The 616-nt window shown below is 64.8% G+C and carries 1 protein-coding gene; it reads left to right on the top strand.

Features of this window, described 5'->3' with window-relative positions:
* Positions 1-616, top strand: a 616-nt coding sequence (locus tag A6I89_RS24265; protein ID WP_139811881.1) for an AMP-binding protein, incomplete at both ends; no start/stop codon positions are given.

Here is a 616-nt window from a genome sequence, read left to right as displayed (position 1 = left end):
AGACGCCGTTCACGTTCGATGTGTCGGTGTGGGAGTTCTTCTGGCCGTTGCAGGTGGGTGCGCGGTTGGTGGTTGCGTTGCCGGATGGGCATCGGGATCCGGCGTATTTGGTGCGGGTGATGGTCGAGTGTGGTGTTACTGTCGCGCATTTCGTGCCGTCGATGTTGTCGGTGTTCGTGGCCGAGCCCGCGGCGAAGAACGTCACGACGCTGCGGAACGTGTTCGCGTCGGGTGAGGCGTTGCCGGCGTCGACGGCGGCGCGGCTGCGTGATGTGGTGCCGGGTGCGGCGTTGCACAATTTGTATGGCCCGACCGAGGCTGCGGTGGATGTGACGTTCCACGAGGTGACTGCGGCTGATGTGGCGTCGGTGCCGATCGGTGCGCCGGTGTGGAACACGCAGCTGTTCGTCCTCGATGGGCGTCTGAATCCGGTGCCGGTGGGTGTTCCGGGTGAGTTGTATCTGGCGGGTGCCCAGTTGGCCCGCGGGTATGTGGGGCGCAGTGATCTGACGGCGGATCGGTTCGTGGCGAACCCGTTCTCCGGCAGTGGTGAGCGGATGTATCGCACGGGCGACCTGGTGACGTGGACCAGTTCGGGTGAGTTGGAGTACATCGG

The sequence above is a fragment of the Prescottella equi genome (assembly GCF_002094305.1).
GTDB classification, from domain to species: Bacteria; Actinomycetota; Actinomycetes; order Mycobacteriales; family Mycobacteriaceae; genus Prescottella; species Prescottella equi.
This window is presented reverse-complemented; position numbering and strand designations above follow the sequence as displayed.